Origin of the sequence: Paenarthrobacter sp. Z7-10, from assembly GCF_026932795.1 — a bacterium.
Taxonomy (GTDB): Bacteria; Actinomycetota; Actinomycetes; order Actinomycetales; family Micrococcaceae; genus Arthrobacter_M.
On record NZ_JADPVH010000052.1, the window covers coordinates 19,665 to 28,688 of the forward strand.

The window sequence follows — 9,024 nt, forward strand, 5'->3', positions numbered from 1 at the left end:
GCCGTTCGCAGCCACCAGTGCTACTTCCCCGCGACGCGCTGGTCGCGCCGGGAAGCTACCTTGGAGGACATCCCCCAGAGTTCGATGAAGCCCTTGGCCTGCGACTGATCGAAGGTATCCCCCGTGTCATAGGTGGCCAGGTCGAAGTCATAGAGTGAGGAGTCCGAACGGCGTCCGTTCACCACCGCAGCCCCGCCATGCAGCGTCATCCGAATGTTGCCTGACACGTGCTGCTGGGTATCTTCGATGAACGCATCCAGGGACCGCTTCAGCGGCGAGAACCATTGCCCGTCGTAGACCAGCTCGCTCCAGCGCTGACCGACAGTCGCCTTGAAGCGGGCCTGTTCGCGCTCGATCGTAATGTCCTCAAGGTGCTTATGCGCCGTGATCAGGGCCATGGCACCCGGCGCTTCGTAAATTTCGCGGCTCTTGATGCCCACCAGCCGGTCCTCGACGACGTCGATCCGACCCACGCCCTGGGCCCCGGCGCGGCGGTTCAGCTCCTGGATAATCGCCAGCGGAGACAGCGCCACGCCATCCACCGCCACCGGAACTCCGCTGCGGAAGGTAATGGTGACCTCGTCCGGGGCCGGCGGAAACTCCGGAGTCGCTGTGTAGTCGTAGATGTCCTTGGTGGGCCCGTTCCAGATGTCCTCCAGGTAGCCCGTCTCCACCGCCCGGCCCCAGACGTTCTGGTCGATCGAGTACGGATTCTTCTTGGTGGTCTCGATCGGCAGGCCCTTCTCCTCCGCGAAGGCGATGGCCTTGTCCCGGGTCAGTGCCAGATCGCGGACCGGCGCAATGCATTTCAGGTCCGGGCCGAGGGTCTGGATGCCCACCTCGAAGCGGACTTGGTCATTACCCTTGCCGGTACAGCCATGCGAGACGGTGCTGGCACCGAATTCCCTGGCCGCCCTGACCAGGTGCTTGACGATCACCGGGCGTGAAATGGCAGAAACGAGCGGGTAGTGGCCCTGGTAGAGGGCGTTGGCCTTCAGCGTCGGCATGCAGTACTCGTTGGCGAATTCGTCGCGCGCGTCGGCCACGTACGCCTCAACGGCGCCGCAGCCCAAAGCCCGCTGGCGGATGGTTTCCAGCGATTCGCCACCCTGTCCCACGTCGACGGCGACGGCGATCACCTCGGCCCCGGTGGCTTCGCCGATCCAGCCAATGGCCACGGAGGTGTCGAGTCCACCGGAATAGGCCAAAACAATGCGGTCAGTCACTTTGTTGCTCCTCAATTGGGTTGGAAATCTGTGGTCGTGCGGTGCTGCGGTTTCGCGGCGCTGCTGTCATGCGGCTTCGCGGTGATGCGGTTCCTGCTGTTACGCGGAACACGACGTCCGACGGCGATGCTCAGCCGGTGTCGCCGTCGCCCGCCGCGTTCCCGGCGGAGCCGGGATCCGCGGCGAACTGCAGGAAACGTGACGCCAGCTGCGCACCGCCGGACGGATCTCTGGTGATCAGCAGCACCGTGTCGTCGCCGGCAATACTGCCCAGGATGGACGGCATAACCGAATGGTCAATGGCCAGGGCCAGGAAATTGGCGGCACCTGGCGGTGTTCTCAGCACCACGATGTTGGCCGACGCCTCCGCCGTGACCAGCAGTTCCGCGCAGAGCCGCGTCAGCCGGGTATCCAGCAGCTCCTGCGAAACGGCTGAATGCGGCGTCCGGTCCCCGCCCTCCTGCGGCACCGCGTAGACCAAGGTGCCGTCCTTTCCGCGAACCCGCACAGTCCGCAGCTCCACCAGGTCCCTGGACAGCGTTGCCTGCCCCACGCTTCGTCCGTCCTCGGCCAGCAACGCGGCCAGCTCCGCCTGCGAGCGCACCGGTCTGCTGGTCAGAAGCGCGGTGATGCGGGCCTGTCGCGCGGTTTTGGTCGCCGGCATTGCCGTCCCCGGCACCGAAGCTGCCGCGCTCATGGACGTGGCGCCTCCGCTGCCGACGACCCGAGCCCCACTCCGGCTGCCTCCCCCATGCCGGTTGCCTCCCCCGGGCCCGCGGCGGACTGTTCGACCAGCCACACCATCAGAGCCTTCTGCGCATGCAGCCGATTCTCCGCCTCATCCCAGACCACCGACTGCGGGCCGTCGATCACTTCGGCGGAAATTTCATAACCGCGGTAGGCCGGCAGGCAATGCAGCACCACTGCCCCCTCCGCCGCCTTGGCGAGCGCACCGCCGTCGAGCGCGTAGTCCTTGAACAACTCCATCCGGGCGGCTTTTTCGTCCTCCTGCCCCATCGAAACCCATGTATCGGTGACCAGGACATCCGCGCCGCGGGCGGCTTCGGCCGCGTTCGTGGTGACCAGCACCGACCCGCCAGTCTCGGCGGCCCGGGCCTTGGCGGCCTCGACGACGCCGGCACGTGGCAGATATCCTTCCGGACCTGCTACGCGGACATGCATGCCCGCGGTGGCACCGGCCAGCAGATAGGAGTTGGCCATGTTGTTTGCTGCATCGCCCAAATACGTCATGGTCAGGCCCGCAAGAGTGCCCTTGTGCTCGCGGATGGTAAGCAGATCCGCCAGCAGCTGGCAGGGATGGTAGTCATCCGACAGCGCATTGATCACCGGCACAGCGGAGTTTTCGGCCATTTCCTCCAGGCCGGCCTGCGCATAGGTGCGCCAGACGATGGTGGACACCATCCGCTCCAGCACCCGTGCCGTGTCCGCGATGGATTCCTTGTGACCGAGCTGCGATTCGCCGGATCCAATAATCAGCGGCACTCCGCCAAGATCGGCGATGCCTGTGGCGAAGGAGACCCGCGTCCGCGTCGAGGTCTTGTCGAAGATGACCGCCACGGTCTTGCGGCCCGCGCCTGCTCCCGCAAAGGTGCTGCGCGAATATGGTTCCTTCTTCAGGGCGGCGGCCAGGTCCAGGACCTCGCGTTGTTCCGCCGGTGAGAGGTCTGTGTCAACCAGGAAATGGCGGGTCATGATGCGTTTCCTTTCCGGGATTGGGACGGCGGTGTCGGGGCAGCCGGAGCAGCCGCGCCGGATGAGTCGGAGCCGGCGGCCGGAGCAAACGCGCCGGATGAGGTCAGGATGGCAGGCAGCGCAGCCAGGAACGTCTGCGCTTGAGCCGCGCTCAGAATGAGGGGCGGTGCCAGCCGGATGGTGGAGGGGCCGGCGGCGTTGATTATGAAGCCGGCGTCCAAAGCCTGCCTGACAACCTCGGCGGCCACGGGCTGCGCAAGGTCGAACCCGATTAATAAACCATGGCCTCTGACCTCTGTCACGGCCGGAACGGCGGCAAGTCCATCGGCCAGCAGCCGTCCCACCCGGCGCACGTTGGCCAGCACGTCGTCGGACTCAATCACATGCACGGTGGCCAGCGCCGCCGCGGTGGCCACCGGATTACCACCGAACGTTGTTCCGTGCTGTCCGGCGGTCATCAGCGACGACGTTCGCTCGCCAAAGGTGATGAGGGCACCGATGGGAAAGCCGCCGCCCAGCCCCTTGGCCAAGGTGATGGCATCCGGGAGTTCCGCTGGGTCTGCGGCGGCGTCCAGGCCGGCAAACCATTCTCCCGTGCGTCCGATTCCGGTCTGGACCTCATCCAGGATGAGCAGGGCTCCGGCCGCCCGGGTAATGCTGCGGGCCGCCCGCAGGTATGCGGCGGAGAGCGGACGGACCCCGGCCTCCCCCTGGATGGGTTCCAGGATCACGGCGGCAACGCTATTGTCGACGGCGGCCCGCAGCGCCTCGATGTCATTGAACGGAATATGCAGCACGCCGGCGGGCATCGGTTCAAACGGCTCCCGGTATGCCTGCTTTGCGGTCATTGCCAAGGCGCCCATGGTGCGGCCATGGAAGGCTCCCTCCAGGGCCACTATCCTGCTCCGTCCCGGTCCATTCTGGTTACCGTGCGTCCGGGCCAGCTTGAACGCGGCTTCATTGGCCTCCGTACCCGAGTTGGCAAAGAAGACCTTGGAACCGGCCGGCGCAGCACAGAGCGTGACCAGCTTTTCGGCGAGCGCTATCTGTGTAGGACTGGTGAAGAAGTTGGAGATGTGCCCCAGGGTGGCAAGCTGGCTGGCAATCACGGAGGTCACGAACGGATGCGCATGGCCAACGGAGTTAACCGCAATGCCGCCCAAAAGATCCAGGTATTCGCGTCCGTCGGCATCCCAGACAACGGCGCCGGCCCCGCGCACCAGCACTCGCTGCGGCATGCCGAAAACGCCCATCAGTGAATGTGAGTAGCGAGAAAGCCATTGCTCCGAGGTGGACGATCCTGCGATGGAATCTTCAATGCTCGGCTCGCTGGTGCGGCTCACTGCGCTCCCGGGGTTCCCCGTGCTGACGGAGCTATCCGTGCTCTCGGGAGTCCCCGGCTCTTCGGTGCTCATGACGTTTCCTCTTCATCGGGCAGGACCTGCGTACCGTTCCCCGCCGTGGTAAAAATCTCGAGCAGCATCGAATGTGCACTGCGCCCGTCCACCACCGCGGCGCGCTGGACACCGCCGTCGACGGCCTGCAGACAAGCTTTCATCTTGGGAATCATGCCGGCTTCCAGCCGAGGCAAAAGCTCCCGGAGGTCGCTTGCACTGATCGCGGAAATCAGCGACGATTTATCCGGCCAGTTCGCGTAGAGCCCCTCAACGTCCGTCAGGATGACCAGGCGGGAGGCCTGCAGCGCCACAGCAAGCGCGGCAGCAGCGGTATCCGCGTTGACGTTGAGAACCGATCCCGCGTCGCCGACTTCCGGGGCCACCGTGGAGATCACGGGGATCCGGCCTGCGTCGAGCAGGTCCAGGATCGATCCGGGATTCACTCCCACCACTTCGCCGACCTGACCCAGATCCACAGGCTGCCCGTCCACGACCGTTCCGGTCCGTTCGGCCTGCAGCAAGGCACCGTCTTCACCTGACAAACCGACGGCGTAGGGACCATGTGAATTGATCAGTCCGACGAGTTCACGTCCCACCTGGCCGGCCAGCACCATCCGAACCACCTCCATGGCCTCCGGTGTAGTTACCCGCAATCCAGATTTGAATTCTGATTCAATGCCCAGCCGTTTCAGCATGGAATTGATCTGCGGCCCGCCGCCATGCACCACCACCGGTTTGATGCCCGCGTGATGCAGGAAAACAACGTCCTCGGCGAACGCCCGCCGCAGTTCGTCGTTGATCATCGCGTTACCGCCGTATTTGACGACGACGACGGTGGCGGCAAAGCGTTGAATCCAAGGCAGCGCTTCAATCAGCGTTGCGGCCTTGCCCTGGGCGGCTGCTACGGAATTCATGGAGTGTCCTTGCCAATGTTTTGGTCGGGAATGGGAGCGGTTCGGTTTTCGCGAGGTCAGGAAGAGCGCCAAGTCAGGAAGAATATGCGCTGTTTTCTTCAACATAGGCGTGCGTGAGATCGTTCGTCAGAATCGTGGCCCGGGCCGCACCGGCGTGCAGGTCGATTTCCACGGACACCTCCCGAGGTGTCAAATCCACCAGATCCCGGGAATCGCCAATTCCGCCATTGCGGCAAATCTTCACACCGTTGATGGACACGTCCAGTTGGTCCGGGTCGAAAACCGCGTCGGTGGTTCCGACGGCGGCAAGCACCCGGCCCCAGTTCGGGTCGTTGCCAAAAATAGCGGCTTTGAACAGGTTGGACCGCGCCACCGTCTTACCGACCAGCACCGCATCCTGCTCACTGGCGGCGTTGACTGTGCTGATCGAGATGTTGTGGCTGGCCCCCTCCGCGTCGCCGATCAACTGCTGAGCCAAGTCCTGACAGACCGCCGACAGCCCAGCGGTGAACTCCGCCATGTCCGGGTACGTTCCCGAGGCACCGGAGGCCAGCAGCAGCACCGTGTCATTGGTGGACATACAGCCGTCCGAATCGACCCGGTCAAAGCTCATCCGTGTGGCATCACGCAGGGCCGTATCGAGTCCCTCGGATTCCACCACAGCGTCCGTGGTGAGCACCACCAGCATGGTGGCCAGACCCGGGGCCAGCATGCCCGCTCCCTTGGCCATCCCCCCAATCGAATATCCCCCGACCGACAGGGCATCAACTCCGGTGGCCGAGCCGCCATCGGGGCCGGTCCCGGATCCGGTGGCCGAACCGGCATCGAAGCCGGCGGTAGAGGCGGCTGCGTGACCTGCGACGGGAACCAGTGCGGTCCAGAGCGCTTCTTTACTGCGGGTATCAGTTGTTCTGATGGCCGTCGCGGCGGCAGCGCCGCCGCTGGTGGGGCGACCCTTGCCACCGCCGACATTTCGGCCGTCGCTGGCCCCTCGGCCACCGTCGTCGTCATCGGCAGGGTCGGCACCGTTGCCACCCAGCGCAGCAACTGCCGCCTCGACACCCGCCAGCAGCTTATCCATCGGCAGCTGCTCGCCAATCAGGCCGGTGGAGCACACCACCACATCCGTGGCTGAAACACCCAGGAACCCGGCGGCTTTCTCCGCTGTCAGGTGGGTATTTTGGAATCCCTGCGGTCCGGTGCAGGCATTGGCACCGCCGGAATTAAGCACCACGGCGTCCACACGACCGTCGCGGAGCACCTCCCTGGACCACAACACCGGTGCAGCAGCAACCCGGTTGGAGGTGAACACCGCTGCAGCGCTTTTCTGCGGGCCGTCGTTGACCACCAGTGCCAGATCCGGAGCACCTGAGGCCTTCAGCCCGGCGGTCACGCCACTGGCCCGGAATCCGCGGGGACTTGTCACGCTCATGGGGCTACTCCTTGAAAATTCAGGCCCGCGGTCTCGGTGAGGCCAAGGGCGAGGTTCATGCACTGGACAGCACCGCCTGCGGTACCTTTGGTGAGATTGTCGATGGCGCAGCAAACCACCACGCGTCCGGCATGGGGGTCGAAGGCCAACTGCAGGGCCGCATGGTTGGAGCCCTGGACGGACTTTGTCGACGGCCATTGACCCGGCGGCAGGACATGGACAAAAGGCTCGTCCTCGTAGGCGTCGAGCCAGATCTGCCGCAGCAGAGCGCCGCCGTCAGCCGTGCGGAATTTCGGGGACACCTTCGCGGTAGCCGTGGCCAGGATGCCCCGGCTCATCGGCGCAAGGGTGGGCGTGAACGACACCGTCACCGGGACACCTGCCGCCTTGCTCAGGCCCTGCTCGATTTCGGGCGTGTGCCGGTGACCGCCGCCAACACCGTACGGACTCATGGACCCCATCACTTCGGAACCGATCAGATTGACCTTCGCCGTCTTTCCGGCTCCGGAGGTACCGGAGGCAGAGACTATGACGACGTCGTCGGCCTGCAAAGCGCCGGCCGCGAATCCGGGAGCCAGAGCCAGCAGCGCACTGGTGGGATAACAGCCAGGGACGGCGATCCGCCGGGCGCTGCGCAGTTTCTCCCGCTGGCCTGGCAGTTCGGGCAGTCCATACGGCCAGCTGCCCGCATGATCGGAATCGTAAAATTTCGCCCAGGCGGCGGAATCCTCCAACCTGTGATCCGCGCCGGCGTCGATGACCAGGGTCTCCGGCGGCAACTGACGGGCAATGGCGGCGGAGGTGCCATGTGGCAGCGCCAGGAACACCACATCGTGGCCCATCAGGTTCGCCACCGTTGTGTCTTCCAGCAGCCGGTCCGCAAGTGAGTGCAGGTGCGGCTGCACCTCGCCCAGCCGGGAACCGGCGTTGTTGTGCGCCGTGATGGCGCCGATGCTCACCTCCGGATGGCTCGCCAGCAAGCGCAGCACTTCGCCGCCGGCATAGCCACTGGCCCCGGACACGGCAACAGAAATCGACATGACTTTGACTATACACCCACCTATTCACCAGTACCGATAGTTATGCACTACGGAATGAATGCCGGCGGTGGCACCACCCTTTACCATGGTGCTAAGAGGAACCCGGCAGAATCGGTACGAGCGGAGAAATCATGAGCCAGGCGATTGTAATGACTGAAACAGGCGGACCTGAGGTCCTCAAGCTCGCCGAGGGGCCACGGCCAAAGCCGGGTCCCGGCGAGCTGCTGATCAAAGTTGCCGCTGCCGGCGTGAACTTCATCGAAACCTACCAGCGCAGCGGTGCCTACAAGGTCGCGGTCCCGTTCACGCCGGGTGCCGAGGCGTCCGGAACGGTGGTGGAGGTCGGCGAAGGAGTGCAGGACTACGCGGTGGGAGCCCGGGTGGCCACCGCCGAGGGACGCGGCACCTATGCCGAATTCGCGATCGTGGAGGCCGCCCGGACGCTTCCGGTTCCGGATGCGGTGCCGGATGAGGCAGCCGCGGCACTGCCGCTGCAGGGCATGACGGCGCACTACCTGATCAATTCGTCATTCCGGGTGGAGCCGGGCCAGACGGTCCTCACCCACGCCGGCGCCGGTGGCGTGGGACTACTGCTGATTCAGCTGCTGAAGTTGCGTGGCGCACGCGTCCTGACGACGGTCTCCACCGATGAGAAGGAGCAGCTTGCGCGCTCGGCCGGTGCCGACGAGGTGCTGCGCTACGACGGCTTCGCGCAGAAAGTCCGCGACCTGACCGACGGGACCGGAGTGGACGTGGTGTACGACGGCGTCGGCAAGGACACCTTTGACGGGTCCCTCGCATCACTGCGGATCCGGGGCATGCTGGTGCTCTACGGAGCTGCCTCCGGTCCGGTGCCGCCCTTTGACCTGCAGCGCCTCAACCCCTCTGGCTCACTGATCGTCACCCGACCCACCCTGGTGCATTTCCTGCAGAATCCGCAGGAACGCCGCTGGCGCGCACAGGAGATCTTCACCGCGGCGGCCGACGGGAAGCTGGATGTCCGGATCGGCGCGCGGTACCCGCTGGCGGATGCGGCCCAGGCCCACAGCGACCTCCAGGCCCGCAAAACCACCGGAAAAGTGCTGCTGGTCCCGTAGTCCGGGCCGATCATAGGAATCCCCCGCCCAATCTGCGCAGGAAAGCCGCCGACGGGTGGGCAGCTTGAATTCTAGGGGTTGTTGCAACACCCGGGTTTAGCTGGCTCTTAGTAGATCACGTAGTTGTTCGGCTGGGGTATTCCAGCCCAGTGTTTTGCGGGGGCGGGCGTTGAGTTCCTGGGCGACGTGTTCGAGGTCTTCGGGT

General features: G+C 65.0%; 8 protein-coding genes. 1 reads left to right on the top strand and 7 read right to left on the bottom strand.

Going from position 1 to position 9,024, the window contains the following annotated elements:
- Positions 1 to 20: 20 nt before the first annotated feature.
- The 7 genes from IV498_RS14530 to argC form a co-directional block, all read right to left on the bottom strand.
- The gene (locus tag IV498_RS14530) at positions 21 to 1,226 is read right to left on the bottom strand and encodes an argininosuccinate synthase (protein WP_269047742.1); all 1,206 of its coding nucleotides are present in this window, start codon (positions 1,224 to 1,226) and stop codon (positions 21 to 23) included.
- A gap of 130 nt (positions 1,227 to 1,356) precedes the next feature.
- On the bottom strand, positions 1,357 to 1,923 hold the full coding sequence (locus IV498_RS14535; RefSeq protein WP_269047744.1) for an arginine repressor: 567 nt from the start codon (positions 1,921 to 1,923) through the stop codon (positions 1,357 to 1,359).
- Positions 1,920 to 2,939: an ornithine carbamoyltransferase gene (argF, locus tag IV498_RS14540; protein WP_269047746.1), complete on the bottom strand. Its 1,020-nt coding sequence runs from the start codon at positions 2,937 to 2,939 to the stop codon at positions 1,920 to 1,922. The genes IV498_RS14535 and argF overlap by 4 nt, the downstream gene beginning before the upstream one ends.
- Positions 2,936 to 4,354 (bottom strand): acetylornithine transaminase, encoded by a 1,419-nt coding sequence (locus IV498_RS14545; RefSeq protein WP_442951357.1) that lies wholly within the window; start codon positions 4,352 to 4,354, stop codon positions 2,936 to 2,938. The genes argF and IV498_RS14545 overlap by 4 nt, the downstream gene beginning before the upstream one ends.
- On the bottom strand, positions 4,351 to 5,250 hold the full coding sequence (gene argB, locus IV498_RS14550) for an acetylglutamate kinase (protein WP_269047748.1): 900 nt from the start codon (positions 5,248 to 5,250) through the stop codon (positions 4,351 to 4,353). Before argB ends, IV498_RS14545 begins: the two co-directional genes overlap by 4 nt.
- Positions 5,251 to 5,323: 73 nt before the next feature.
- Complete coding sequence (locus IV498_RS14555) at positions 5,324 to 6,682, bottom strand: bifunctional glutamate N-acetyltransferase/amino-acid acetyltransferase (RefSeq protein ID WP_269047750.1); 1,359 nt, start codon at positions 6,680 to 6,682, stop codon at positions 5,324 to 5,326.
- Positions 6,679 to 7,722 (bottom strand): N-acetyl-gamma-glutamyl-phosphate reductase, encoded by a 1,044-nt coding sequence (gene argC / locus IV498_RS14560; RefSeq protein WP_269047751.1) that lies wholly within the window; start codon positions 7,720 to 7,722, stop codon positions 6,679 to 6,681. The genes IV498_RS14555 and argC overlap by 4 nt, the downstream gene beginning before the upstream one ends.
- Positions 7,723 to 7,853: 131 nt before the next feature.
- On the opposite strand from argC, the gene IV498_RS14565 reads away from it, so the two are divergent.
- A complete protein-coding gene (locus tag IV498_RS14565; RefSeq protein WP_269047753.1) occupies positions 7,854 to 8,819 on the top strand; it encodes a quinone oxidoreductase family protein in 966 nt (321 codons plus the stop codon).
- Positions 8,820 to 9,024: the final 205 nt, after the last annotated feature.

Excerpts from the sequence above, each read along its gene's own strand:
- IV498_RS14535 (WP_269047744.1), bottom strand. The coding sequence starts at position 1,923 with ATGAGCGCGGCAGCTTCGGTGCCGGGGACGGCAATGCCGGCGACCAAA.
- argF (WP_269047746.1), bottom strand. The coding sequence starts at position 2,939 with ATGACCCGCCATTTCCTGGTTGACACAGACCTCTCACCGGCGGAACAA.
- IV498_RS14545 (WP_442951357.1), bottom strand. The coding sequence starts at position 4,354 with ATGAGCACCGAAGAGCCGGGGACTCCCGAGAGCACGGATAGCTCCGTC.
- argB (WP_269047748.1), bottom strand. The coding sequence starts at position 5,250 with ATGAATTCCGTAGCAGCCGCCCAGGGCAAGGCCGCAACGCTGATTGAA.
- IV498_RS14555 (WP_269047750.1), bottom strand. The coding sequence starts at position 6,682 with ATGAGCGTGACAAGTCCCCGCGGATTCCGGGCCAGTGGCGTGACCGCC.
- argC (WP_269047751.1), bottom strand. The coding sequence starts at position 7,722 with ATGTCGATTTCTGTTGCCGTGTCCGGGGCCAGTGGCTATGCCGGCGGC.
- IV498_RS14565 (WP_269047753.1), top strand. The coding sequence starts at position 7,854 with ATGAGCCAGGCGATTGTAATGACTGAAACAGGCGGACCTGAGGTCCTC.